This window comes from Mesonia phycicola (assembly GCF_900141885.1).
Taxonomy (GTDB): Bacteria; Bacteroidota; Bacteroidia; order Flavobacteriales; family Flavobacteriaceae; genus Mesonia; species Mesonia phycicola.
In genome coordinates this window covers 307,370-333,958 of the sequence record NZ_FQYY01000001.1, presented here as the reverse complement: position 1 = coordinate 333,958, position 26,589 = coordinate 307,370, and the positions used below count along the sequence as shown (strand labels likewise).

Here is a 26,589-nt window from a genome sequence, read left to right as displayed (position 1 = left end):
ATTTCAATTTTTAGTGATACTTTTCTCTTCAATTTCTTTTTTTCTTTCTTTTTTCAAAACCATTTTAGAGATAAAAATACTTATCTCGTAAAGAATTAAAACTGGTATAGCTACTACAATTTGACTTGCAATATCTGGAGGTGTAATAATGGCAGAAACAATTAAAATACCTACCAAAGCAAATTTTCTATACTGTCTTAATATTTCTGGTGTAACTAAACCTATTTTAGTTAGCAAAAACATAATGATAGGTAGCTCAAATATAATGCCACTTGCAAGTGCAGAGGCTCTAATAAGTCCCATGTAGCTATCTAAATCTATTTCGTTTACTACTTCTTTACTTACTTGGTAGCTTCCTAAGAAGTTAATAGATAAAGGGGAAATAATATAATAACCAAATAGCACGCCTATAAAAAATAGTAATGAAGCTATCACTATAAATCCTCTAGATGCTTTTCGTTCTTTATCGTGTAAAGCAGGAGAAATAAATCTCCAAAATTCATATAAAATATAAGGAAAAGCAATAATAAAACCAGCAGTAATAGCTGTCCACATATGGATACTAAATTGTCCAGACATGGTTCTGTTTTGTATGCTAAATGGTATTTCTGTATAACAAAAGCTTTCATCTAAGCCTATAGATTGAGCTACGTTACATAGTACTCTATAAGTGATAAAACCGGGTTGTTTTGGGCCTAGTAAAACAACATCAAAAATAAATTCTTTAGCTATAAAAGCTACAACCCCTGCAATTAATACAGATAAAGTTGCTCTAATTAAATGCCATCTTAATTCTTCCAAATGATCAAGAAAAGACATTTCATTTGGATTTACTTTTGTTTTTTTTGCCATTTTAAATAATTCCTTCTTTAATAAGATTATGTAGGTGTACCACACCTACATATTTTCCGTTTTCTTGTGCTAGAAGTTGAGAAATCCCGTGCTCTTCCATAATTTCCATAGCATCTACTGCCATTGCATTATTTTTAATCACTTTCGGATTTTTACCCATAATGTCTTTAGCTTGGAGGTGCGTAAAATTATTATTGGTAGTAATCATTCTTCTTAAATCACCATCTGTAATAATTCCTACAATTTCTTCATTTTCTACTACAGCAGTTACGCCTAGCATTTTTTCAGAAATTTCAACAATTACCTCTGTAATACTCGTTTCTGGTGTTACTTTAGGTTTTTGATTTTCTTTAGTTATATCACTTACACGCAGGTATAGTTTTTTTCCTAAAGAACCTCCTGGATGATATTTAGCAAAATCTTTACTGCTAAACCCTTTTAAATGTAACAAAGAAACGGCAAGCGCATCACCTATTACCAATTGTGCCGTTGTACTGGTGGTAGGGGCAAGGTTATTTGGGCAAGCTTCTTTCTCTACATACGCATTAAGTACGTAATCAGATTGTTTTCCTAAAAAAGAATCTTTATTCCCTGTAATAGCAATTAAGGTATTTTTAAAGTTTTTTATAAACGGAACTAATACTTTTATCTCTGGGGTATTACCACTTTTAGAAATACAAATTACAATATCGTCTTTTAAAATAGTTCCTAAATCTCCGTGAATAGCATCTGCCGCGTGCATAAAAATAGCTGGAGTACCTGTAGAATTAAGCGTGGCTACAATTTTGGTAGCAATAATAGCACTTTTGCCAATACCAGTAATAATTACTCTACCTTTAGAATTGTAAATATCTTCTACTGCTTGCGCAAATTGGTGGTCTAATAAGTTGATTAATTCTTCAATCGCACGTGCCTCGTTAGAAATTGTTTCTTTTGCGACCGATAAGATGTTGTTTTGAAGCATTAATTTTATAATATTTGGGTTTGTAAAACCTAAAGAAACATGTATCTTTAGTACATACAAAGGTAGGTAAAATTGTAACACTAAAATATCAGTTTGACAGAAATCAATTTACATCAAGAGTTAAAAAAATATTTTGGATTTAGCCAGTTTAAAGGGCTACAAGAAGAAGTCATTAAAACAATTATAGCAAATAAAGATTCATTTGTAATCATGCCAACAGGCGGCGGTAAGTCTCTTTGTTATCAGCTTCCAGCTCTTATAAAAGAAGGTACAGCTATTGTTGTTTCTCCCCTTATTGCTTTAATGAAGAACCAAGTAGATGCTTTAAGAAGTATTTCTTCTGAGCATGGAATTGCTCATGTTTTAAATTCTTCTTTAAATAAATCTGAAATAAAACAAGTAAAAGCAGATATCACTAACGGAATTACCAAACTCTTATACGTAGCACCAGAATCGTTAACTAAAGAAGAAAATGTAGAGTTTTTAAAAAGCCAAAAAATTTCTTTTTTAGCAATAGATGAAGCGCATTGTATAAGTGAGTGGGGGCATGACTTTAGACCAGAATATAGAAATCTACGAAGAATAATTCAGCGTATAGGAGATAATATACCAATTATAGCTCTTACCGCTACAGCTACTCCAAAAGTACAAGAAGATATACTTAAAAATTTAGGAATTACAGATGCTAAAACATTTAAGGCATCATTTAATAGACCTAATTTATATTATGAAATTAGACCTAAAACTGCTTCTGTAGATGCAGATATTATTCGATTTGTAAAACAAAATTCTGGTAAAAGCGGTATTATTTATTGCTTAAGTAGAAAACGAGTAGAAGAGTTGTCACAAACACTTCAGGTAAACGGTATTTCTGCAGTGCCTTATCATGCTGGCCTAGACTCTAAAAAAAGAGCTAAACATCAAGACATGTTTTTGATGGAAGATATAGATGTAGTAGTGGCAACTATAGCATTTGGTATGGGTATAGATAAACCAGATGTACGTTTTGTTATTCACCACGATATACCTAAAAGTATAGAGAGTTACTACCAAGAAACTGGTCGTGCAGGTAGAGATGGCGGAGAAGGACATTGTTTAGCTTTCTATGCATATAAAGATATAGAAAAGTTAGAGAAGTTTATGAGTGGTAAACCAGTGGCAGAACAAGAAATAGGCCATGCTTTATTACAAGAAGTAGTAGCATTTGCAGAAACTTCTATCTCTAGAAGAAAATTTATACTTCATTATTTTGGAGAAGAATTTGACTCTGAAACTGGTGATGGAGCAGATATGGATGACAATGTACGTAACCCTAAAAAGCAACATGAAGCCAAAGATGAGGTTAAACTATTAATAGAAACTGTAAAGAAAACCAGTGAAATATATAAATCTAAAGAGATTGTAAATACGCTTATAGGTAAATCTAACGCGCTAATTAAATCTCACAAAACAGATGAAATAGCTCTATTTGGTAAGGGTAATGCTAAAGATGCTAACTATTGGATGGCTTTACTTCGTCAAGTTTTAGTAGCGGGTTACCTTAAAAAAGATATAGAAACTTATGGTTTAGTAAAAATCACACCAAAAGGAAAAGAGTTTTTGAAAAATCCTGTTTCTTTTATGATGACAGAAGACCATACTTATGATGAAGAATCTTCAGATAACATAGTTTCGGCACAAAAAGGCGGTGGAGCTACAGATGAGCAATTAATGAAGATGCTAAAAGATCTTCGTAAAAAAGTAGCAAAACGCAAAGATGTACCTCCATTTGTGGTATTTCAAGATCCTTCTTTAGAAGATATGGCAACAAAATATCCTGTTTCTTTAGAAGAACTTGCAAATATTCATGGAGTAGGAGAGGGTAAAGCCAAAAAATTTGGAAAAGATTTTATAGAACTTATTTCTCGTTATGTAGAAGATAATGAAATAATAAGACCAGATGATATGGTGGTAAAATCTACCGGAGCAAATAGTGCTTTAAAACTCTATATCATTCAAAATGTAGACAGAAAACTGCCTCTAACAGATATAGCTAGTGCTAAAGGTTTAGATATGCCAGATTTTATTAAAGAAATGGAAGCAATTGTATATAGTGGTACTAAATTAAATATTTCTTACTGGATAGATGAAGTTTTAGATGATGATCAACAAGAAGAATTACATGAATATTTTCTAGAAGCAGAAACAGACAAAGTAGATGAGGCTATGGATGAGTTTGATGGCGATTATGAAGATGAAGAAATTAGATTGTATAGAATTAAATTTATTAGTGAAGTAGCTAATTAAATTTATAGAATTTAAATGAAATAAATAATTAGAAGAATTGATAAAAAACCGAACATTTATGTGTTCGGTTTTTTTGTTTTTACCTCATATTAGGAAGATGGCATATGAAGTTTTATCTTTGTGCTTTCAGAATAAAAAATAGACAAATGGAAAACGGATTATACGCAAAGTTCAATACTTCAAAAGGAGAAATTGTTGTAAAATTACATCACGATAAAACCCCAGGAACTGTAGGTAACTTTGTAGCATTAGCAGAAGGTAAACAACCTAATGAAGCTAAAGCAGAAGGAGAAGCTTACTACAACGGATTAAAATTTCATAGAGTAATTCCAGATTTTATGATTCAAGGGGGTGACCCTAAAGGAACAGGTTCTGGAGGTCCGGGTTACAACTTTGATGACGAAATTCACCCAGATTTAAAACATGACAAACCAGGAATTTTATCTATGGCTAATGCTGGACCTGGTACTAATGGAAGTCAATTTTTTATTACACACGTAGAAACCTCTTGGTTAGACGGGAAACATACCGTGTTTGGAGAAGTGGTAAAAGGGCAAGACGTAGTTAACGCTATTGCTCAAGGAGATAAAATGGATACTGTTGTTATTGAAAGAGTAGGAGAAGAAGCAGAAAATTTTGATGGCGCTACAGCTTTTGCAACTTTTAATGCAGAAAAAGCAAAAAGAGAAGAAGAAGCAAAGCAAAGAGAAGCTGCAGAAATGGCTAAATTAACAGAAGGTTTTACTAAAACAGATAGTGGTCTTTATTACAAAATCACTAAAAAAGGGAAAGGTAAAGCAGCAGAGCAAGGAAGACCAGTAAAAGTACATTACCGTGGTAAATTAACAGATGGTACTGTATTTGACTCTTCTTTTGAAAGAAAACAACCTATTGAATTTCCTGTAGGAATAGGTCAAGTAATTGCTGGTTGGGATGAAGGTATCTTGTTATTAGCAGAAGGAGATGAGGCTACTTTTGTAATTCCGTCACATTTAGGGTATGGAGAAAGAGGAGCAGGTGGAGTAATACCTCCTAACGCAACTTTAATTTTTGATGTAGAGTTAGTTAAAGCTAAATAATTTTTATATTTTTAAAATATGAAGTACTTAAAAATTATTATCACAGTTAGTTTACTTTGCCTACTTTATTTAATAGGCTTAGGAGCAGTTTCATATTTTAATTTGGATCTGGTAATTATTGGAGTTTTTGCTGAATTATTAACTATTCCTGTAGTATTAACAGTTTTAATATTGTTTGGATTTGGTTTGGTGAAATTCTTTATTTCAAAAGATAAGAAAAAACAATTTTTATCTATAAGTTTAATTAACGTTTTGTCAATTGCTTGGATGGTGTTTATGACATTAGCGGAGTAATTAAATGGCAAAATTATTATATTAAAAAACCTCAAAGTTTTTGCTTTGAGGTTTTTTATTTTTAATTGAATATCGTCATTCTGAGTTAAACTCAGAATGACGATATTCAATTAATTAAAAATTATTCTTCTGGTTGTGCCGTCATTCTTAAATAAGGTTTTACTTCTTTAAATCCTTTAGGGAATAATTTTTCTGCCTCTTCATTAGAAACCGAAGGACTAATCACTACATCTTCTCCGTGTTTCCAGTTAGCAGGAGTAGCTACTTTTTTATAAGCAGTTAACTGTAAAGAATCAATAACTCTTAGTAATTCATCAAAATTTCTACCAGTGCTTGGTGGGTAGGTTAAGGTTAGCTTTACTTTTTTATCTGGACTAATAATGAAAACAGATCTTACCGTAAACTTGCTATCTTCATTAGGGTGAATCATTCCGTATAAACTTGCTACTTCTTTATTCTCATCTGCAATAATTGGGTAGTTAAGTTTTACGTTTTGTGTTTCTTCAATATCTTTTACCCAACCTTTGTGAGATTCTAAATCGTCTACACTTAATGCAATTACTTTAGTGTTTCTTTTTTCAAACTCTGGTTGGTAATTGGCTACTGTACCTAACTCGGTAGTACAAACAGGGGTATAGTCTGATGGGTGAGAAAAAAGAACTCCCCAACTATCTCCTAAATAATCGTAAAAATCTAATTTTCCTTGCGTAGTTTCAATTTCAAAATTTGGGGCAGTATCGCCTAATCTTAAATCTTTCATATCCATTCATTTTTTATTAGCAGTATAAATTTAAAAATTATAATGCTAGTAATAACATTTGAAAGATGCTTATCTTCTACTTTAGCATAAGCTTAACTTATAGTTTATGCGTTACTGGTCTTTCCATTTAATACCACAGCCCAAACTAGGTTTTTGGACGTCTGCTACTTTGTGGTTGTTAAGTATGGCATCTAGCGCTTCTCTTATACTTCTACCTGTTACGGGTATTCCGTTTTGAGGTCTAGAGTCGTCTAACTGTCCGTGATATACTAATTTTAGTTCTGCATCAAACACATAAAAATCTGGAGTACAAGCTGCGCGGTAAGCTTTAGCTACTTCTTGTGTTTCGTCATATAAATAAGGAAAGGTAAAATTGTTTTTTCTGGCATTTTCTCTCATAAGTAGCGGCCCATCTTGCGGGTAGTTTACTACATCATTACTAGAAATAGCTACAAAGCCAAAACCAAGTACTCTGTAATCGTTAGCTAGTCTTACCAATTCTTCATTTACGTGTATAACAAAAGGGCAGTGGTTACAAATAAACATAACAACGGTTCCTTTTTCACCTTTTACGTCGTAAATATTTACTAGGTTGTTAGTTACTGTATCTCGTAATTCAAACTCAGGAGCTTTTGTACCTAAGTCTATATCTATAGAATATGTTCTTGCCATTTTATTTTTAAATTTGAACAAACAAAATACTAAATTTTGAATTATTTCTGAAGTACTTCAGCTTTAAAATTCAATAGAAAATTAAATGATGGATAAAGAATTAACTTGGCAAAACTTTGCAAAAATAGATATGCGTGTAGGAACGATTGTTGAAGTTAACGATTTTCCTGAAGCACGAAAGCCGGCATACCAATTAAAAATTGATTTTGGTAAAGAGATTGGTGTTTTAAAAACTTCTGCACAAATAACCAAACGTTATTTAAAAGAAGACCTTTTGGGTAAACAAACTATAGCAGTAATAAACTTCCCTAAAAAACAAATAGCAAATTTTATGAGTGAATGTTTGTTGTTAGGCGCGGTGAATGGAGATGAGGTGACTATTATACAACCAGAAGCAAAAATTGAAAATGGTTTGAAGGTAAGTTAGTTTTTTGTTTAAAAAGAATAAGGTTCATTCAGCAAGTATTTAGTTCTGTTTAGAAGATAACTACAGATTAGAAGTGTTGATTTATAGAAATTTGGGTGTTTAATAAATAATACTCAACAAGATGAAACGAACTTTACTTTCTTTATTTTGCTTAGCTAGTGCTAGCCTTTTTGCTCAAAATGTACACATCCCAGATCCAGTTTTAAAAAATGTTTTAATTAGTAGCGCAGGAATAAATACTAATGGAGATGGAGAAATTAGCTATGCCGAAGCGAATGCTTATACGGGTATAATTTCTGCTCCTAATTTAACTATTTCAGATTTAACCGGTTTAGAGGCTTTCCCGAATATTACGGAAGTATTCTTGCCTAATAATAATATTAGTTTTGCCAACTTTACGGCTAATACAGCTTTAACTAAAATTTCAATAGGCTTAAACCCGTTAACAACTTTAGATGTAACAGGGCTTACCAATCTTACCAGATTAGGAGCAGATGCTACGTATAGTCTTGCCTCGATAGATTTAAGTACCAACGTAAATTTAGAGGTTTTAAACTTAGATAGAAGTCAATTAACCTCTTTAGATGTTTCTAACAATATTAATTTGAGCAATTTTTCGGCTTCGTTTAATCAATTAACAACGATAGATTTAAGTAATAATCCAGCTATTGAATACTTAAACTTGTATGATAATAACCTAAGCAGTTTAGACTTAAGCAATCAAACAAATTTGATTTTGTTTTCTATAATTTCTAATAATTTAACTGCTTCTAGCTTAACCTTACCCAATACATCAACCGTTACCATTGCTTATTTGAGTGATAACCCATTAGGAAGTATAGATGTAAGTAGCTTTACTAATTTAGAAAAACTACAAGTAAGCAATGCCAATCTTAGCACGATAGATCTTTCTAGCAATACTGTTTTAGAAGAATTAGAGGCAAATACTAATAATTTTACTTCTATAGATCTTTCTTCATTAGCTCAGCTTAAAAGTTTAAAATTAGTAGAAAATGATCTTACCAGTATAGACTTATCTAACAACCCGGTACTTTCACAATTGTATTTAGGAGATAACAATTTAACTTCTTTAGATGTTACAAATAATTCAAACATATATCACTTAGAGCTACAAGATAACCTTTTCTCTAGTATAGATGTTTCGATGCTACCCTCTTTAGGCACTCTGTATGTTTCAGATAACGCTAACTTACAAATTATAAATATGGCTAACGCCAACAATACTTCAATTTCTCAATTTAATGCAACTAATTGCCCTAATCTTTCTTGTGTGCAATTAGATAATGGTTTTACGCCTCCTGCTGCAAGCCCTGGTATACTATGGATAATAGATTCAGATAAAGACCCTAGCACCATTTATGGTTATACTACTTGTACTTTAGGTACAGAACAGAATGTATTAGACAACTTCTCTGTTTATCCAAATCCAGTACAAGATGTTCTTCATATAGATGCAGTTTCTATGGTAGATAAAGTTAATGTTTACAACACTTTAGGTAAAAAAGTAGCCACTTCTTATACTCAAGCTATAGATGTAAGTTACTTACCTAGCGGTATTTATTTTGCAGAAATTATTTCTGAAGGTAATCGTGCTGTAAAGAGAATTATTAAAAAATAATCATTTTTGAAAGCGCATACTGGTGGGGTAGTATGCGCTTTTATATTTAAATCAATCTATTATGAAAATAAAATCAAGTTTAATAATGTTGGTTATTGCCTTGTTTTGCAGTATTTCTACCCAAGCACAGTTTGGTAAAATGCTAAAAAATAAAGTTAAAAACGCAGCTAAGAATGTTGTAAAAGAAGAAGCTAGTACTACTACCACATCTTCTTCAGGACCATCAGGTGGTGCTAGTAAAATGCCAGGCAGTGTACCTGGGAGTCCTTATACAGAAGAAGCAGGTAATGTTGCTACAAGTCTAAAATTTTTAGACCCAATGGGTTCTGTTTATGCACATACTACGCATATTGTAACAGGAGCAAATTATAAAGAAGGTGAGTTAGAGCAAGGGCACGCCGTAGTTATACAACCCGATTATAAACTAGAATATTCTTGGTTAGTTTTTATATCTCCTAAAGTGTTAGATGGTTTTGCTATTGGCGGCACACGTGTTTATGAGATGACTAGCGGATCTTATATTGTTAAGCATCCAGCAGATCCTAACCAACAATTAGAGATAGGTATTACCGGACCTATTTTAAGTAGAATGCTAAAGGTAGAAGAAGATGTTTTTATTTTATATGCAGGTCAACAAGTAGGTGGTCACGCCTATAATGTACCATCATACATTGTTTTAGATGATTTGTATATCATGAATGTAATTGCTCCAGAAGAAAAATTAGCAAAATACAGTAAAGAAGAAGCTAAAAAAATAGCTGTAGAAATGGAAACTAAACTTAAAGCTAATTATGATGCTGCAGCAAAAGCAGACTTGGCAAGTATTAAGATACCATCTGCAGGAAAATTGAATAGTGACGCTAGCTTAAAGAATTTTGCCAAAACAGAAATTAATAAAGTGGTAGTAAAAGACGGTGGAGAGTTAATTCATGTAAATATTGAATCTAACGATTGGAATATTGTACATCATAAAGTAACAGGAAGACCATTATACAGATGGATAAGAGGAGCGTTTACCGAAAAATTAAGAAGTGGTAAGTGTAAACTACAAGGTTATTTGTTAAAACAACAATACAATGGTAGTGGTTATAGCAATACCACTTTTGGAGGCGTTATTCACGGTCAAATGCCTTACGGTCAATATATAGATTGTAATAATACTAAACCATAAAATTATATAAAAATGAAGAAAACAGTTTTAGCCCTTTCAACACTTGCCTTAGTAAGTTTTTATTCTTGTTCTAGTGATGATGATAGCAGTAGTGAGAATATAAGTGAAACTTATGTGAGTATTCCTGATGTTAATTTTAAAGCAAGCTTGTTAGCTAACTCTTCCATAAATACAAATGAAGATGAAGAGATAAGTTATGCTGAAGCAGAAGCTTTTGGAGGTAACTTAGTGATAAGTAATCAAACTATAGAAGACCTAACTGGTATTGAAGCTTTTGAAAATATTGTGGTACTATCAGCATTTAATAACAATATTTCTACTATAGACTTATCGTCTAATACAAAATTAAGACAAGTGCTTTTAGAAAATAATTCTATAGAAAATTTAGATGTAAGTATGTTACCAGAGTTAGAAGACTTAAAAGTGCACACCAATGACTTGTTAAGTTTAAATGTAGCCAATGGTAACAATGCTAATTTTACAAGAATGGAAGCACAAGGCAACTTAAGTTTAGCTTGCATTACGATTGATGAAGATTTTACACCAACAGATGGGTGGAATAAAGATCTTGAAACTTATTACTCTACTACACCTTGTGATGAATTAGAGTAGGAGTAGTTTCATATTTTGTAGGGGTGAGAGGTCAAGCAGTAATGTTTGGCCTCTTTTGTTATCCGAAAATTTGCTGTACTACTTTTAAGAAACTTTCTTTATTAGATTTAGAAATAGGAACCGATTTTTGGTTACTCATTATTAATTGATCGCCATCTTTTCTAGAAAACTCAACTACATATTGCAGATTAACTAAGTAAGAACGGTGGCATTTAAAAAACAAGGACTCTTCTTGTAATTGTTCAACAAATATTTTTAATGGTTTACAAATAAGTTTTTTATCTCCATTTTTAAGAAATACATTGGTATACATACCATCTGCTTCAAAATAAAGTATATCGTCATGAGCTACAAATAAAATTCCTTTAGGTACTTCTAAGGCAATCTTATTAATAGCAATTTTTTGTAGCGCTTTAGATAAATCTTCTATTTGGTTAGTTAATCGCTCGCTAGAAATTAATTTTTGAGCTTTTTGCACCGCTTTTTCTAACTCATCTATATCTATAGGTTTTAATAAATAATCTACAGCATTTTGCTTAAAAGCTTCAATAGCATATTGGTTATAAGCAGTAGTGAAGATGATTTTAAAATTTATAGGAGGTTTTATAAAATTGAAAATTTCTAAACCAGAGTGTTCTGGCATTTCTATATCTAAAAAAACAATCTTAGGTTGTTCTTTTTCAATAAGTTCTACGCCTTCGAGTAAGTTTTTTGCTGTAAATACTTCTAAAGAAACATCTTCTATGTCTATTAGCATTTTCTCGAGCAAGTTTCTAGCTCTTGGCTCATCATCTATAATAATTGCTTTCATTTTAAATTAATAGGGATTTTAAGTGTGACCATAGTGCCTGGGTTATCTTTTCTGTCTGTAATATTGGTTGTATTAATTTCTATATTATAGTTTTTTAAACGGTTGTATAGATTAATACGTTCTTTGTTGGCATCAAGCGCAAAAGATTTGTGTTTGCTGTAATTTTTTTTATTTATAGCCATAGAGTTTTCTACACCCACGCCATTATCTTTAATAGTACAAACAATAAATTCTTGTGCTTTTGTAAAGCTAATATAAAGTTGCTTCTCTCCTTTTTTGTGTAAAAGACCGTGTTTAATGGCGTTTTCAATATATGGTTGAATAAATAGAGAAGGCACCATTATTTGTTGTAACTTAATATCTTCAGTGATTTCTAGTTTAAAATCAAAACTATCTTCAATTCTAATTTTTTCTAATTCAATATATATTTTTAAAGCTTCTAGTTCTTCTGCCAGGGTTATAAAGTTTTTTTGGCTGTGCTCTAAATACATTCTAATTAATCTAGAAAATTTTACTAAATAAGAGCTTGCTAGTTTCTTTTCATTAGAAAGAATGTAATCTTGTATAGCGTTAAGTGCATTAAAAATAAAATGCGGATTCATCTGTGACCTAATATTTTCTAAACGCAATTCACTCAATTTTTTCTTGGTATGGAGTGCAAGGAGCTCTTCAGCTTGTTTTTTATTTTTTCTAAATACATATAATTTTAAAGAGCTTATTATTATAGCAATTATTAGAAAGAAGACAGCTACATAAAACCAAGTTTTTTGCCAAAATGGAGTTTCAATTTCAAATGTTATGCACAGGTTTTCTTTACTTTCTATACCATCTATGGTAAGAGTTTTAATTTCTAGATCATATTTTCCGGAGGGTAGATAACTAAAAATAAGATTATTTAAACCAGTGGTGGTTTCTTTCCAGTGAGATGATAAATTAGATAATCTGTATTTATATAAATATGGATCTATAACTTGTAAACCAGGAGCCTGAAAACTAATATTAATGTTTTTCTGGTTATATTTTAGTTGAAGATTATCTGTAGTATGGTAAGTAGAATCTTCTGTAGTGATTTTTTGTAAAATAGGAGCGGGAGGAAACTTTTGTATATTGTTGCTATTTGGAATTAAAGGTATTAATATCAACTCTTCATTACCTGAAATAATAATTTTTTTATTGAAAATAAGTAGTTTTTTAAGATTAAGCTGATTGTGATTGTATTTATAGTTATCGGTGAAAACTTGCAGTTGAGTATCATATTTTTGCAAACCATTTTTAGTAAGAACCAATAGTTGATGCTGAACAGCTTTAATGTCTAAAATAGTATTGTGGGCTAGTTTATTTTGAGTGTTTAAAAACGAAGACATAGTCCCATTTTGATACTTTAAAATTCCGTTTTGCCGCGTACCTATGTAAATTTCATTGTCTATTTGTGTGAATGAAGTAGCTAGTACAGGTTGATTTTTGTAAGTAATGGTTTTTTCATTAAAATCTTTATCATATTCTACCAACTCATCAATATAAGAAATAAAAAAGCGTTCGTTTTTTTCGTCATAAAATGCAGTAACCGCTCTTTTATCTTTTAATAAAACTGCTTTTTCATGATTTGGAGATTCATTATAAAATGCAGCTCTGTAGGTGAGATTTAAAAAACCATTTTTTACAGCCACCAAATCTTTAGCGCTCCAATAAGCTTTTATTGGTGTTGCCGTTTGGTTATTTAAATTTACTAAGTATGAGCTTAAATTATCTTGACTTACTAAAAGCTCGTTACTTTTATTAAGGTATAAGAGTTTTACAATTTGCTTTTTTTGAGGTAAGCTTATTTTCTTTTCTAGTTGAAATGAATTATTATACACAAGCAAATTTCCTTTACTAGTACCTATAATTAATTTGTCTTGATTAATGGTTGTAAAAGCATTTACCGTTTCTTGAGAAAGTTGAAGATCTAATTTATTAAAATGCTTATTCGGAATTATAAAAACACCATTTTTAAGGGTGGTTACCCATGTATTTCCTTGAAAGTCTTCAAGAATTTTGGTTATAGAATACTCTGTAAAATAAGTATTGATAACATTAAAATTAGAATCTACCTCAATGATACCTCGGTTAGTACCTAATAAAATTTTTTGATCTTTTAAAAAAGAACAATAAATCTGTATGTCTTTATGTGGTACAGAAAAATTTACGTCTTCAATTTTTTTTGTTGTGGAGTTCCATTTTTTTATAACACGTAGGTTATTTTCATCTATATAAGTATGGTAAATAGTTTTATGGAATTGAAAAATTTGATAATTGTATTTTTCGTTTCGGTTTATTTGTAAGTCTTGATAAAGAGTTTCAATATGGTTATTGGTAATTTTTTTAAACTCATCTTTATGATTAATGTAGTAAATAGCCTTTGTTTCTGGATTTTGCCAAGTAGTTAAAATATTTTCTTTATGAAGAGTATTTAATTGTTTATTCTCTAGATTGTAGGTTAACAATCCGTTTTGAGATGAAATATAAAGTATATTATTTATTACATTTATTTGAGCTAATTTACCTTTAAGGTAGGGAGTTAAATTAGCAACTACGACAAGTGAATCTTTTTCGGTTTTTAATAATTGCCCATATAGATTAACCATCCATATAGAATTATTTATCTCTTTTAAAGAAAAAAAAGCGTTACTTTTTTGTGCAGAGGTAACGTACTCTTTAAATGTATTACCATCATATTTATAAAGTCCATTGTCTGTAGATAACCATATGTTTTTGTTGTTATCTTCTAGTGCATCGTAATAAACTAAATCAGGTTGTTGGTAAAAAGACCCTAAAGAAATTGCAGCAGGTTCTTGGGCAATATGTTTAGTAATAGCAAAGAGAGATAGGGTAAAAAAAAGTAAAAATTTCTTTAACACTGGTTAGGGCTGTATGTTACAATACTAATATAACTTCAAGTTACTATTAAAAATTATTTTTCTTCTGAATTGTGCTTTTTTTTTGTTGAATGGTATAAAAAAAGCCGCTAAGTAATTTAGCGGCTTTTTTTAGAAGAGTATTATTTTAGATATCATCAAAACTAATATCTGTAAATTTTTCTGCTACAGAAGAAGTTTCTACTTCTTCATTATCATAATCTTTCTTAAAATCTTTTTGGTGACGTTCACTAATTACTTCTTCTCCTTTTTCATTTACAATGTAAGAAGTCATTTCTTCTAAGATTTCAGCAAAACCTTCAAAATCTTCTTTGTAAAGGTAAATTTTGTGTTTTTTGTAGTAAAAAGAACCATCTTCATTAGTAAATTTCTTACTTTCTGTAATTGTCAAGTAATAGTCGTTAGCCTTAGTAGCTCTTACATCAAAGAAATAGGTACGTCTTCCCGCTCTTAATACTTTAGAAAAGATTTCTTCTTTCTGCATCGTTCCATTATCGCTCATAGTCGAAAAATTATTGGTTTAATTTTAGATATTGTCAAAAATCTTAAAAAAATTAACATCTGCCAAAAAAAATTAGCTTTCTTTTTCACTCAGTTGTTTTAAATAGAGTTCTTTATAATACCCATTTATTTTTATTAACTGATTGTGAGTTCCTTGTTGTATGATTTTACCTTCGTCTAAAACAATAATTTTATCAGCGTGTTTTGCAGAAGATATACGGTGACTTACAATAATAGTTGTTTTGTCTACAGAGATTTTATGTAGGTTACTTAAAATTTCTTCTTCTGTTTCTGTATCAACTGCAGAAAGGCAATCATCTAATAATAAAATTTTTGGATCTTGTATAATAGCTCTAGCAATAGAAACTCTTTGTTTTTGTCCTCCAGATAAAGTAATACCACGTTCCCCTAGTACCGTATCGTACTCTTTGTTAAACGTTTGTATGTTTTTGTGCACAGCAGCATTTTTGGCTGCTTCTATTACTTCTTGGTCTGTAGCGTCATTATTACCAAATCTAATGTTGTTTTTTATAGAATCACTAAATAAAAATGCATCTTGAGGTACATAACCTATAGATTTTCTTAAGCTTTTTAAATTTATTTGATCTATCTGTTTACCGTCAATAAGTAAATCTCCTTTATCTATATCGTATAATCTCCCTATTAATTCTAAAATGGTAGATTTACCAGAGCCTGTTTTACCAATAATGGCTAAGGTTTGGCCTTGTTCTATTTCAAAAGAAATATTTTTTAATGCAGTAATATTGGTATCATCATAAGTAAATGTAACATTTTTAAATTCTACATTTCCTTGAATAGTGCTTTGGTTATTGTTTTTATTTTTTATTTCTGTTTTCTGATTTAAAAACTCATTAATTCTTTTTTGAGAAGCAGCAGCACGTTGTACCATATCTGCAATCCAACCTACACTTGCTACTGGCCAAGTAAGCATATTTACATACAAGAGAAATTCTACAATTACTCCAAAATTTTCAATCTCTCCGCTAATTACTCTTTGGCCTCCAATGTAGATAACCAAAACATTACTCCCGCCAATTAAAAGAGCCATAAGCGGATAGAAAAAAGCTTGAACCTTTACTAAATCTATATTTTTTTCTTTACTAGTATCTGCTAGTTCTACAAAGCTGTTGTTGGTTTGAAGTTCTAATCCGTAAGATTTAATAACAGAAATACCGCTAAAATTTTCTTGTGTAAAAGTGCTTAGTTTAGATAGGTATTCTTGTACAATAGTACTTCTTCTATTAATAGATTTACTTAATTTATATATTGCATAAGATAGTATAGGGAAGGGAGCAATAGTATAAAGTGTAAGTAATGGTGCTTTGCTAACCATATATATAATTACTACTATAAACATAGTAATAGTAGAAATGCTATTCATTAATGCAGGTCCAAAATACATTCTTACCCGAGAAACGTCTTCACTAATACGGTTCATTAAATCTCCTGTTCGGTTTTTCTTATAGAAGTTTAATGATAAATCTTGGTACTGCTCATAAATTTCATTTTTTAAATCATATTCAATATGCCTAGAAACCACAATAAAGGTTTGTCTCATTAAAAATGTAAATAAAGCAGAGAGGAGTGCGGCTCCTAAAATGTAGAGAATATTTGTGTAAAGCTGAGATTTTATTTCAGCAATATCTGTAATTTCTCCATTTACATATTGCTCTATAGCACTTGTAGAATTACCTATAAATTGAGGTACATATACTGCAAATATTTTAGCAGTCACCGTAATGATGAACCCTAAAAACATTTGCCATTTATATTTTTTAAAAAATTTGTTTAGATGTTTTAGTTCTTTCATAAAGATGGAAAAGCTTCTAAATTATTAAATATTCATTTTAACGCTTTTAAAACACTTTCTAATTAATAAATTCGTTATTTTTGTCAAAATTTTTGATAATTCAATAATCTAATTTAAATAAAACAGCTTATGGATGCTGAAGTTTTAAAAGCAAATGAATTAAAAAAAGTCGCACCAGTTTTTGGGCAACTTTCTTTTGATAACCACGAACAAGTGGTTTTCTGTAACGACAAAGATACAGGTTTAAAAGCAATAATAGGAATTCATAATACAAATTTAGGGCCAGCTTTAGGAGGTACTCGTATGTGGAATTATGAAAGTGAATATGATGCATTAAACGATGTATTAAGACTTTCTCGCGGAATGACTTTTAAAAGTGCTATTACTGGCTTGAACCTTGGAGGAGGAAAAGCAGTAATTATTGGCGATGCTAAAACACAAAAAACTCCAGCATTAATGAGAAGGTTTGGAGAGTTTGTACATTCTTTAAGCGGAAAATATATTACGGCAGAAGATGTAGGGATGGAAACAGAAGATATGGATACTGTAAGAGAAGTAACTCCATACGTATCCGGTATTTCTGAAGAAAAAGGAGGCTCTGGTAACCCTTCTCCAATTACTGCATATGGAGTATTTATGGGTATGAAGGCTGCTGCGAGGTATAAGTTTGGTAACGATAACTTGAAAGGTAAAAAAGTGTTAGTACAAGGTATTGGGCACGTAGGAGAAACCTTAGTAAAACATATTACCGATGAAGGTGGAGAAGTTATTATTGCAGATATTAATCAAGACAGATTAGTAGAAGTAAGTAACAAATATGGAGCTAAAATTTTTGAAGGAGATAATTTGTACGGTTTAGATGTAGATATTTATGCACCTTGTGCTTTAGGGGCAACGTTAAACAACCAAACTATTTCGCAGTTAAAAGCAAAAGTAATTGCTGGGGCAGCAAATAATCAATTAGCAGATGAGTTAATTCACGGAGAATTACTTCAGAAAAAAGGCATAGTTTACGCACCAGATTTTTTAATTAATGCCGGTGGTATTATTAATGTATATGCAGAATTGGTAAAGTACGATAAAGCTGAAATAATTAGAAAAACAGAAAATATTTACGATACCACTTTAGAAATTTTATCAAAAGCAGAGCTAGAAGATATTACTACACATCAAGCAGCATTGCAAATTGCTCAAAACAGAATTTTAGCAGCAAAAAAATAAACTTCTAATAAGATTTAAATACATAAATAAAATTCTATTTTTGCAGGGCGAAATTCTTTTCGCCCTTTTTTAATTTTAAAATGTTCTTTAAAAGCCATGTTAACAAGAAGACATATTCGTGTAAAAGTAATGCAGTCTATCTATGCATTTAATCAATCTAGTAATGCTAACCTACAAGTAGAGCAAAAATTTCTTCTTAAAAGTATGGAAGAAATGTATGATTTGTTTTTACTAAACCTGTCTTTGTTGGTTGAGGTAAAAAAAAGAGCAGAAGATTTAATTGAGAAATCTCAGAAAAAACATCTTGCCACTGCAGAAGATAAAAAGCCAAACTTAAAATTTGTTCAGAATAAATTAATTCAGAAAATAGAACAAAATGAAGAGTTTAATGAGCTTTTAGAAGACCGCCATTTAGATCATTGGCAATTAGATGATGAGTATGTAAGCATTGTTTGGAATAAAATTAGAGAAAGTGAGCTTTTTGCTGAATATCTAAAAACTCGTGAGTCTACCTTTTCTGAAGATAGAGAATTTATAGCAAACATATTTAAAGATATTATAGCTCCTAATGAAAAGCTTTACGATTATTTAGAAGACAAGAAACTTACTTGGTTAGACGATTTGCCAATTGTAAATACCACTGTTTTAAAATTAATAAGAAAAACTAAAGAGTCTGAAGAAGTTATAAAAATACCAAAACTCTTTAAAAATATAGAAGACAAAGAGTTTGCTACAGAGCTTTTTACAAAAGCTTTGCTTAATCAAGAAACCTTTGCAAAAGATATTGAAGGTAAAACCCCAAATTGGGATCAAGACAGAATTGCAGAAATAGACTCTATACTTTTAGTAATGGCAATATGTGAATTTTTAAAATTTTCATCTATCCCAGTAAAAGTAACTATTAATGAGTATTTAGAAGTAGCTAAAGAGTACAGTACCCCAAAAAGTAGTATTTTTCTTAACGGTATATTAGATAAGCTATCTAAAGAATATAAAGAAGCTAATAAATTAAATAAAATAGGTAGAGGTTTGATGTAATACATCAAATTTTATTACTTTTAAGGCTTAAAATCAATTACAAACCCTAAAATAATTTAAAATGAAAAAACAATTCTTAATGTTGGCTGCTGTTGCAGCAATCGCATTTACTTCATGTAAAGAAGAAAAAGCAGCAGACAAAGTTAATGAAGAAAATGTATCTGAAGTTGCAGAAAGAGATGCTAATGCAGAAGGAACTCCAAAAATGACTTTCGCAGAAGAAATGCACGATTTTGGTACAATTAACGAAGGTGATGTAGTAGAGCATACTTTCAAATTTACTAACACAGGTGATGCACCTTTAGTAATTTCAAATGCAAAAGGAAGTTGTGGTTGTACAGTACCATCTTGGCCAAAAGAGCCTATCGCTCCAGGTGCAGAAGGTGAAATGACTGTAAAGTTCAATTCTCGTAACAAGCCAAATAACCAAATGAAAACTGTTAGAATTACAACTAACACAGAGTCTGGACAAGAGATGATTAAAATTCAAGCTTTTGTAAACCCAGCTGCTGCTGCTGACGGTGCTGCTGCTCCAGCTGCAGAATCTCATGAAGGTCACACTCATAGCTAAAATTAGATATAAAAATACTTAAATTTAGTGTATGGATGCATTGATGGGACTTTGGCCTTTTTTAGCAATATTTGCGGTTTTCTATTTCTTTATGATTAGACCTCAAATGAAGCGTCAAAAAAGTGAAAAGAATTTTGCGCAAGAGCTTAAAAGAGGAGATAAAGTAGTGACTAAAAGTGGTATGCACGGTAAAATTGCAGATTTTAGTGAAAAACTAAATGCAGTAATTATTGAAACCGGAGCTGGTAAAATCACTTTTGATAAGTCTTCCATTTCTATGGAGCTTAGTCAGGCTTTAAACAAACCAAAGGAAGAAAAAGATAATAAGAAATAATTTTATTTCTGCATTATACAAAAAAAAGCCTCTCCAATTGGAGAGGCTTTTTTTTTTACTTACACTTAGTAAGAAATTATACTCTTACATGACCATCACCATACACGTAGTATTTATTAGTGACTAACTGTTTTAAGCCTAATGGCCCTCTATGGTGTAATTTATCTGTACTTATAGCTAACTCTGCACCAACACCCATTTGGCCCCCATCTGTAAATCTTGTAGAGGCATTGTGGTATACTGCAGCACTATCTACTTGCTCCATAAATTTAGCAGCTTTACTACTATCTTCTGTTATTATACAGGCAGAGTGACCTCCAGAATACTTGTTAATTTTCTCTATAACATCGTCAACTCCATCTGCTTCAGAAATTACAATTTTTAAAGCGAGAAATTCTTCATACCAAGTATTTTCACTAGAAATTTTTTCTTCATCGGTCAAAATTTCTCCTACTTTTTGGTCTACTAAAATTTTAACATTAGCTTCTTTTAAAATAGTTTGTAGCTCTTTAAGTTTAGCATGGTAATCTGGTAAATTTTTGTCTACTAAAACTTTATCTAGGGCATTGCAACCAGAAATCTTATCTGTTTTAGCATTAAGTATAACTTTTACAGCTTTTTCCCAATTTGCGTCTTTTGCTACATATAAAAAGTTATTACCTCTACCACTGATTAAAACAGCACATTTTGCATTTTCTTTTACAAATTGTATTAAACGCTCTCCACCTCTAGGTACAATTAAATCTAATTGTTCTGTCGGGTTTTGTAAAAATTCTTGGGTTTCTTTTCTATTGGTATGCATTAGTTTAATCCAATCTTTAGATAGGCCATTCTCTTCTAATGCTTGGTGCCAACATTTTTCTAGAATAATATTACTGTTTTTTGCTTCTTTACCACCTTTTAAAATAATTTTATTATTTGCTTTAAATGCTAAAACAGCAGCTTCAATAGTAACATCTGGTCTAGACTCATAAATAATCATGATAGTTCCAAAAGGAGCTGTTTTATTGATGATTTTTAGTCCGCTATCTAAAGTTCTGTCAGATATTTGATTATCTACAGGGTCTTGCTGCTGTTTTACTTCTTTAATAGCTTGAATCATTCCATCTACTTTTGCTTCATTTACAACTAAACGATCAAAGAGTGCTTGGTCTTCTCTATTAAAAGCATCTAGGTCTTTTTTATTTTCAGCAATAATATTTAAACGCTCTTTATCAATAATTTTCATCATTGAGTCTAGAACTTTATTTTTTATAGTTGAATCTAATAATTCCATTTTTTTTTCAGTTTTAAGTTTTATCAATTAATTTAATTGGTAAACTTTGTTCCTACATCTTTTCCATCTATAATATCTACAATTACATTATGTCGTTTACCATTTGCGATGTAGGTAGGTATATTTTTATTAGCAGTACCTTTTGCTATTTTTAATTTAGAACTCATACCACCTCTACCTTCACCTTCACCTTTCTCTGAAGTTTGAACGTATTTTTCTACATTTTGATCAACTTTAACCTCATTTAGTTTTCTAGAGTTTTCATCATCTGGGTGACCTGTGTAAAAACCTTCAATGTCTGTAAGAATAATCAATTTATCTGCATTAATTAATTCTGCTACTAAACTTGCTAATTCATCATTGTCTGAAAACATAGACATAGTTAGTGATACAGCATCATCTTCATTTGCTATAGGGATAACTCCTTCAGAAAGAAGACCTTCATAGCAATTAATCATGTTTTTTCTGTGTTTACCAGAGTCAAAATCTCTTTTGGTGGCTAATACTTGTGCACATCTCATTCCGTAATCATGAAATATGCTATAATAATGTCTCATCATTCTTGGTTGACCTACAGCAGAAAAAACTTGTCTTCTAATAGACTTGTCTTTAATGTTGCATTCTCCCAGTATTTCTTGGCCTGCTATAGAAGAACCAGATGATACTAGAACTGTCATGATATCTCTTTCATAAAGTTCTGCTATTTGTCTCACTAGTTCTTTAAGCACTGGGCCTAAAATTCGGTTGTCTTTATTGGTCATTACATTCGTACCGACTTTTATTACAACTCTTTTCTTACTCATAATAATTTATATTATTGTTTACCTAGTTCTATTGCTCTATTAAATGCAGCGTATGCTGCTTCTTTAATTAAATCTTTCACATTATTGTCGTCCATTGAATCTAAGGCTGCTCTAGTAGTACCTCCTTTAGAGGCAACTCTGTTCATCCAGGTTTGTGGAGATAAATCATTTCTATTAAAAAGTTCTACAGCACCTTCAAAAGTGTTACTTACAAGTGTTTTAGAATCTTTATCTGAAAATCCCATTTTTTTAGCAGCTTCTAGCATAGAGTTCATAAAGTAAAATACATATGCTGGACCGCTACCAGAGATACCTGTAGAGGCATCAATAAAATTTTGAGAAGTTACATGTATAGATGCTCCAGTAGTATCTAGTAAGTTTTTAATAGCTAATAATTCTACTTTTGAAACTTCTTTAGATTCTGTGTAAGAGGTAACACCTTTACCAACTTGTGCTGGTAGGTTAGGCATTGTTCTTACTACTTTTTTAGCTCCTAGTCTTTCTTGAATAGATTCTATAGTTACACCTGCCATTAATGAAATAAATATTTGACTTTCATTAATCATTGTTTTCATTTGCTCAAAAAGCTCATCGCTATGATAAGGCTTAACAGCAATAAATACCAAATCTGCTTGAGGTAAGCAGTCTTCTAGTTTTTCAAAAACATCAAAATGTGAAATTTCTTTAAGTGATAAGATCTTTTCTGGGTCAGTGTCATATATCATTAGATTTTCTTTTCCTAAGAGAGGTGATTTTACCATTCCTTCAGAATAAGTTAATCCCATATTTCCTGCTCCAATTACTAATACTTTCATCTTTTTTATTTCTTGGTTTAGTATTTATTTACCTTATTAGGTGCAAGTACTATGCAGACCTCCCTAAATAATAGGTAAATGTATCGGTTTCTTGAATTTAGCAATTAACAGGTCTATATGTTAGCACTTTGACATTATTTTAGGATATTAGCTTGCATAATCTAAATTGAAATAATTTTTTACTTTTTGTCATACTGCCAAAGCGTCTAAAAGGTGTTAAGCTGTCAGTTAATGAAATCTTAAAAAATAAAAAAGCCCAAGATTTAACTTGGGCTTTTTCACTGTATAAAATATGGTAGGGTGTAAAGTGATAGATAAAAAAAGCCCTATAAAATTAATTATAGGACTTATATATTAGAAAAAATGAGGTTTATTCTTCTTTCTTGTTTTCTCTAGGCTTACGATCATCACGTGAGCGATTGTCTCTACCTTTATTTTCTCTAGGAGCTCTTTCTGTATGACCTTCTGGTTTTGGAAGTAAAGCTTTTCTAGAAACTTTTTCTTTTCTAGTTTTTGGGTCTGTACCAAAATACTTTACATCTAATACGTCACCCATATTTACAATATCAGTCACATTATTAGTACGTTCCCAAGCAAGTTCAGAAATATGTAATAATACTTCGTTTCCTGGAGCTTCTGTATATTCTACAACCGCACCAAAATCTAAAATCTTAATTACTTTTACTTCGTAAACACTTCCTTTAACAGGTTTAAAAGTAATAGAGTCAATTTTAGCCATTACTTTATCTATTCCATCTTGAGCTGTACCAAGTATTTCTACAATACCTTCTTCTGTAACAGGGTCTTCGTTAATCACGATAGTTGTACCTGTTTCTTTTTGAAGTTCTTGTATCACTTTACCACCAGGCCCAATTAATGCACCAATAAAATCGTTAGGGATTCTACGAGTAATCATTTTTGGAGCGTGCCCTTTCACATCTTCACGAGGAGCATCTATGGTTTCGGTAATTTTTCCTAAAATATGAAGTCTACCATCTCTAGCTTGTTTTAAAGCATTGGTAAGAATTTCATAACTTAATCCTTTTACTTTAATATCCATTTGGCAAGCAGTAATACCATCTGCAGTACCTGTAACTTTAAAGTCCATATCACCTAAGTGATCTTCATCACCTAATATGTCTGAAAGAACAGCATATTTACCAGAATCTGCATCAGATATTAATCCCATTGCAATACCAGAAACAGGTTTTGTAAGTTTTACACCAGCATCCATTAAAGACATAGTACCAGCACAAACTGTTGCCATAGAAGAAGAACCGTTAGATTCTAAGATTTCTGAAACTACACGTACTGTGTAAGGGCAGTCTGCAGGAATCATTCCTTTTAAAGCTCTTTGTGCTAAGTTACCGTGACCTACTTCTCTACGAGATGTACCACGAATTGGTCTAGCTTCTCCTGTAGAAAAAGGAGGGAAGTTATAGTGTAAATAGAAAGTTTCTTCCCCTTCAAAACTAGGCATATCTATTTGGTTTGCTTCTCTAGAAGTACCTAAAGTAACGGTTGCTAATGCTTGAGTTTCTCCTCTAGTAAAAATAGCAGACCCGTGTGTAGATGGTAAGTAATCTACCTCACACCAAATAGGTCTAATCTCGTCAGTTTTTCTTCCGTCAAGACGTAAACCTTCGTTAAGAGTTAAATCTCTAACTGCAGCTTTTTCAGCTTTAGCGTAGTATTTAGAGATTAAATCTCCAAAATCTTGAATTTCTTCTTCGCTAAAACTAGCTTTTATTTCTTCTTTTATTTCTCCAAAAGCAGTAGAACGTTCTTTTTTAGAAGATCCTGCTTTTGCTACAGCATATACTTTATCATATGCCATTTCGTGAATTTTTTGCTGAAGAGCTTCATCTTCTCTTTCCCCTTCATACTCACGTGTTTCTTTTTTACCAAAAGCTTCTGCAAGTTTTACCTGTGCTTCACATTGTTTTTTAATAGCTTCGTGAGCAAACTTGATAGCTTCTGTCATTTCTTCTTCAGAAATTTCATTCATTTCCCCTTCTACCATCATTACAGAGTCTGCAGAAGCACCAATCATCATATCGATGTCAGATTCTTCTAACTGTGCACGAGTAGGGTTAATAATAAATTCTCCGTTTACACGACCTACTCTTGCTTCAGAAATAGGGCATTCAAATGGAGCATCTGAAAGTTGAATAGCAGCTGATGCAGCTAAACCAGCCATAGCGTCTGGCATAACATCATCATCATGAGACATTAATTGAATCATGATTTGAGTTTCTGCGTGATAATCTTTAGGGAAAAGTGGTCTTAACACACGGTCTACTAAACGCATAGTTAATACTTCACCGTCACTAGGTCTTGCTTCTCTTTTAAAGAAACCACCTGGGTAACGACCTGCAGCAGCAAATTTTTCTCTATAATCTACAGTTAATGGTAAGAAATCAACATCACTCTGTTTGTAGTTAGATACTAACGTACAAAGCAACATACACTTCCCTGATTGTACAACCACAGATCCGTGTGCTTGTTTTGCTAATTTTCCGGTTTCGATAGAGATCTCTCTTCCATCTCCTAAGTCGATAACCTCTTTAAATGTTTTTGGAATCATAATTTGTTTTGTTATTAAACAATGGTCTCCGTCTTATCGGACGGTCAGAGTTGTGTTGTTGTGTGTGTTGTTGACCAATGAAAAACTACCCTTGACTGTCTAGGGTAACAATTTATTCTATAAAAAAAGGGGCATAAAGCCCCTTTAGTGTTTTTATTTTCTCAATCCTAATTCCTTAACAATAGCACGATATCTTAAAATATCTTTCTTCATTAAGTAATCAAGTAAGCTTCTTCTTTTACCTACTAGCATAACTAGAGAACGCTCAGAGTTAAAATCTTTTCTGTTCGTTTTTAAGTGATCAGAGATGTGAGCGATTCTTTTTGTAAATAAAGCAATTTGCCCTTCTGCAGAACCAGTATCGTTTTTACCGTTACCGTGCTTTTCAAATAATTGTTGTTTTTCTTCTTTTGTTAAATACATTCCAATATTATTTCAATGATTATTATGTACGAATAGTTTTTCTATTCAGCGGCAAATATACACTTATTATTTATTTTTCAGATAAAATTTTAAATTCAATTAATTACTTATTTCAGGTGCTATTTTTGTAGAAATAAATTTGATGTTTAGTAAGATATTTTATTATTCTGTAATTAATATAATAGTATAAATTAAGTTGTGGAAGGCTTAAGAATAAAGAAGGGTGTTTTTTCTGAAAATATTTTTTTACTTTTGTAAGGTGGAAAACAAATTCTTTCATAAAATATTTTCTTTGTCACTAGCTATTTTGATACTAGTGTCAACCTCTTCATTTACTATAGAGAAGCACTTTTGTGAAGGGTTTTTAATAAATTTTTCTTTATTTAATAATTTAGAAAAATGCGATGATATCCCTTGTGCCGATAAATGCCAAAATGAGAATATTGCAGATGCAGACTGTTGTAGTGATGTAATAGATGTAGTGGAAGGGCAAGATGTTTTTCCTGCAAAAGATTTTGATGATTTAGATTATAATCAGCAAGTTTTCTTATTTGCTTTTACAGTTTCTTTTAATGAGCTATTTAATTTTACTTCTGTATCTAAAACAAGGTATAAAAACTATAGTTCTCCCTTTTTAATTACCAATAAGTTGGTAGATCACCAGACATTTTTGATTTGATTTTTAAATTTTAATGAATTGAATAATT

General features: G+C 31.3%; 25 protein-coding genes. 12 read left to right on the top strand and 13 right to left on the bottom strand.

The genetic code is table 11. From position 1 onward, the window contains the following. Positions 1 to 3: 3 nt before the first annotated feature. Positions 4 to 852, bottom strand: a complete 849-nt coding sequence (gene tatC / locus BUC03_RS01570; protein ID WP_073147547.1) for a twin-arginine translocase subunit TatC — start codon at positions 850 to 852, stop codon at positions 4 to 6. Between the two features lies 1 nt (position 853). Then, positions 854 to 1,816 carry a KpsF/GutQ family sugar-phosphate isomerase gene (locus BUC03_RS01565; protein WP_073147545.1) on the bottom strand — a complete coding sequence of 321 codons (963 nt, stop codon included), beginning with the start codon at positions 1,814 to 1,816 and terminating at the stop codon, positions 854 to 856. Between the two features lie 87 nt (positions 1,817 to 1,903). Between BUC03_RS01565 and recQ the strand changes: the two genes are divergently transcribed. From recQ to BUC03_RS01550, 3 genes are all read left to right on the top strand, one after another. Further along, positions 1,904 to 4,102, top strand: a complete 2,199-nt coding sequence (gene recQ / locus BUC03_RS01560) for a DNA helicase RecQ (protein ID WP_073147543.1) — start codon at positions 1,904 to 1,906, stop codon at positions 4,100 to 4,102. Between the two features lie 146 nt (positions 4,103 to 4,248). Continuing rightward, positions 4,249 to 5,181 (top strand): peptidylprolyl isomerase, encoded by a 933-nt coding sequence (locus tag BUC03_RS01555; RefSeq protein WP_073147541.1) that lies wholly within the window; start codon positions 4,249 to 4,251, stop codon positions 5,179 to 5,181. Positions 5,182 to 5,199: 18 nt separating this feature from the next. Beyond that, positions 5,200 to 5,475: a hypothetical protein gene (locus tag BUC03_RS01550; RefSeq protein ID WP_073147539.1), complete on the top strand. Its 276-nt coding sequence runs from the start codon at positions 5,200 to 5,202 to the stop codon at positions 5,473 to 5,475. Between the two features lie 121 nt (positions 5,476 to 5,596). Here the strand turns inward: BUC03_RS01550 and BUC03_RS01545 are convergent, their stop codons facing one another. Beyond that, a complete protein-coding gene (locus BUC03_RS01545; protein WP_073147996.1) occupies positions 5,597 to 6,235 on the bottom strand; it encodes a peroxiredoxin in 639 nt (212 codons plus the stop codon). 111 nt (positions 6,236 to 6,346) lie between these two features. Then, positions 6,347 to 6,907, bottom strand: coding sequence for a thioredoxin family protein (locus tag BUC03_RS01540; protein WP_073147537.1), 561 nt, complete (start codon positions 6,905 to 6,907; stop codon positions 6,347 to 6,349). 88 nt (positions 6,908 to 6,995) lie between these two features. On the opposite strand from BUC03_RS01540, the gene BUC03_RS01535 reads away from it, so the two are divergent. The 4 genes from BUC03_RS01535 to BUC03_RS01520 all read left to right on the top strand — a co-directional run bounded on the left by BUC03_RS01535 (position 6,996) and on the right by BUC03_RS01520 (position 10,756). Continuing rightward, on the top strand, positions 6,996 to 7,334 hold the full coding sequence (locus tag BUC03_RS01535; protein ID WP_073147523.1) for a tRNA-binding protein: 339 nt from the start codon (positions 6,996 to 6,998) through the stop codon (positions 7,332 to 7,334). A gap of 121 nt (positions 7,335 to 7,455) precedes the next feature. Continuing rightward, entirely contained in the window at positions 7,456 to 8,973 is a 1,518-nt protein-coding gene (locus BUC03_RS01530; RefSeq protein WP_073147521.1) for a T9SS type A sorting domain-containing protein, read from the top strand. A gap of 61 nt (positions 8,974 to 9,034) precedes the next feature. Then, a complete protein-coding gene (locus tag BUC03_RS01525) occupies positions 9,035 to 10,144 on the top strand; it encodes a hypothetical protein (protein WP_073147519.1) in 1,110 nt (369 codons plus the stop codon). Positions 10,145 to 10,156: 12 nt separating this feature from the next. Beyond that, positions 10,157 to 10,756: a leucine-rich repeat domain-containing protein gene (locus BUC03_RS01520; protein ID WP_073147517.1), complete on the top strand. Its 600-nt coding sequence runs from the start codon at positions 10,157 to 10,159 to the stop codon at positions 10,754 to 10,756. Positions 10,757 to 10,814: 58 nt separating this feature from the next. Here BUC03_RS01520 and BUC03_RS01515 read toward each other — a convergent pair whose 3' ends face one another. From BUC03_RS01515 to BUC03_RS01500, 4 genes are all read right to left on the bottom strand, one after another. Then, the gene (locus BUC03_RS01515; protein ID WP_073147515.1) at positions 10,815 to 11,567 is read right to left on the bottom strand and encodes a LytR/AlgR family response regulator transcription factor; all 753 of its coding nucleotides are present in this window, start codon (positions 11,565 to 11,567) and stop codon (positions 10,815 to 10,817) included. Further along, complete coding sequence (locus BUC03_RS01510; RefSeq protein ID WP_073147513.1) at positions 11,564 to 14,464, bottom strand: sensor histidine kinase; 2,901 nt, start codon at positions 14,462 to 14,464, stop codon at positions 11,564 to 11,566. The genes BUC03_RS01515 and BUC03_RS01510 overlap by 4 nt, the downstream gene beginning before the upstream one ends. Positions 14,465 to 14,609: 145 nt before the next feature. Next, positions 14,610 to 14,984: a PUR family DNA/RNA-binding protein gene (locus tag BUC03_RS01505; RefSeq protein ID WP_073147511.1), complete on the bottom strand. Its 375-nt coding sequence runs from the start codon at positions 14,982 to 14,984 to the stop codon at positions 14,610 to 14,612. A 72-nt stretch (positions 14,985 to 15,056) separates the two neighbouring features. Beyond that, the gene (locus BUC03_RS01500) at positions 15,057 to 16,814 is read right to left on the bottom strand and encodes an ABC transporter ATP-binding protein (RefSeq protein WP_073147509.1); all 1,758 of its coding nucleotides are present in this window, start codon (positions 16,812 to 16,814) and stop codon (positions 15,057 to 15,059) included. Between the two features lie 129 nt (positions 16,815 to 16,943). On the opposite strand from BUC03_RS01500, the gene BUC03_RS01495 reads away from it, so the two are divergent. From BUC03_RS01495 to yajC, 4 genes are all read left to right on the top strand, one after another. Continuing rightward, complete coding sequence (locus BUC03_RS01495; protein ID WP_073147507.1) at positions 16,944 to 18,035, top strand: Glu/Leu/Phe/Val family dehydrogenase; 1,092 nt, start codon at positions 16,944 to 16,946, stop codon at positions 18,033 to 18,035. A 96-nt stretch (positions 18,036 to 18,131) separates the two neighbouring features. Next, positions 18,132 to 19,073, top strand: a complete 942-nt coding sequence (nusB, locus tag BUC03_RS01490) for a transcription antitermination factor NusB (protein ID WP_073147505.1) — start codon at positions 18,132 to 18,134, stop codon at positions 19,071 to 19,073. A 61-nt stretch (positions 19,074 to 19,134) separates the two neighbouring features. After that, positions 19,135 to 19,644 (top strand): DUF1573 domain-containing protein, encoded by a 510-nt coding sequence (locus BUC03_RS01485; protein ID WP_073147503.1) that lies wholly within the window; start codon positions 19,135 to 19,137, stop codon positions 19,642 to 19,644. 31 nt (positions 19,645 to 19,675) lie between these two features. Beyond that, positions 19,676 to 19,978 (top strand): preprotein translocase subunit YajC, encoded by a 303-nt coding sequence (gene yajC / locus BUC03_RS01480; protein ID WP_073147501.1) that lies wholly within the window; start codon positions 19,676 to 19,678, stop codon positions 19,976 to 19,978. A 76-nt stretch (positions 19,979 to 20,054) separates the two neighbouring features. Here the strand turns inward: yajC and BUC03_RS01475 are convergent, their stop codons facing one another. The 5 genes from BUC03_RS01475 to rpsO all read right to left on the bottom strand — a co-directional run bounded on the left by BUC03_RS01475 (position 20,055) and on the right by rpsO (position 25,882). Next, positions 20,055 to 21,254: a glutamate-5-semialdehyde dehydrogenase gene (locus BUC03_RS01475; RefSeq protein WP_073147994.1), complete on the bottom strand. Its 1,200-nt coding sequence runs from the start codon at positions 21,252 to 21,254 to the stop codon at positions 20,055 to 20,057. A 32-nt stretch (positions 21,255 to 21,286) separates the two neighbouring features. After that, positions 21,287 to 22,057 carry a glutamate 5-kinase gene (gene proB / locus BUC03_RS01470; RefSeq protein WP_073147499.1) on the bottom strand — a complete coding sequence of 257 codons (771 nt, stop codon included), beginning with the start codon at positions 22,055 to 22,057 and terminating at the stop codon, positions 21,287 to 21,289. 11 nt (positions 22,058 to 22,068) lie between these two features. Then, positions 22,069 to 22,872 carry a pyrroline-5-carboxylate reductase gene (proC, locus tag BUC03_RS01465; protein WP_073147497.1) on the bottom strand — a complete coding sequence of 268 codons (804 nt, stop codon included), beginning with the start codon at positions 22,870 to 22,872 and terminating at the stop codon, positions 22,069 to 22,071. A 370-nt stretch (positions 22,873 to 23,242) separates the two neighbouring features. Continuing rightward, positions 23,243 to 25,459: a polyribonucleotide nucleotidyltransferase gene (locus tag BUC03_RS01460; protein ID WP_073147495.1), complete on the bottom strand. Its 2,217-nt coding sequence runs from the start codon at positions 25,457 to 25,459 to the stop codon at positions 23,243 to 23,245. 153 nt (positions 25,460 to 25,612) lie between these two features. After that, a complete protein-coding gene (gene rpsO, locus BUC03_RS01455) occupies positions 25,613 to 25,882 on the bottom strand; it encodes a 30S ribosomal protein S15 (RefSeq protein WP_073147493.1) in 270 nt (89 codons plus the stop codon). A 223-nt stretch (positions 25,883 to 26,105) separates the two neighbouring features. Here rpsO and BUC03_RS01450 point away from each other — a divergent pair, with 223 nt between their 5' ends. Next, positions 26,106 to 26,561: an HYC_CC_PP family protein gene (locus BUC03_RS01450; RefSeq protein ID WP_449405523.1), complete on the top strand. Its 456-nt coding sequence runs from the start codon at positions 26,106 to 26,108 to the stop codon at positions 26,559 to 26,561. Positions 26,562 to 26,589 lie beyond the last annotated feature (28 nt).